Source organism: Bacillus sp. JJ1773 (assembly GCF_036962035.1).
GTDB lineage: Bacteria > Bacillota > Bacilli > Bacillales > Cytobacillaceae > Cytobacillus.
Window position 1 is genome coordinate 1,173 of sequence record NZ_JBALNX010000024.1, and the last position, 259, is coordinate 1,431.

1 protein-coding gene is annotated in these 259 nt (G+C 39.0%); it reads left to right on the top strand.

The features are described from left to right. On the top strand, nt 1–259 hold a 259-nt coding region (locus V7127_RS05280; RefSeq protein ID WP_335484149.1), incomplete at both ends, for a cation:dicarboxylate symporter family transporter.

Genomic DNA, 259 nt, shown 5'->3' on the forward strand with positions numbered 1-259 from the left:
AGGTTTTGGGACCGGAGGGTCTTATGATACACTGGCGGTTAACATTATTTCAGCTGAAAGAGATTTAGAATTAAAACCAGAATTCGCTGAGACATCCGTTGTGTTTGGCACAGTATTAAATAAAAGTACTTCTACAATGGCTGTATTAATTGTGACTGTAACGACCTGTGCCATGATGGATATCCCACTTTCCTTATCTGAAATTTTATTATTAGTGTTACCAATGTGGATTTTGGGCTTAGAATCACCGGGTGTTCCC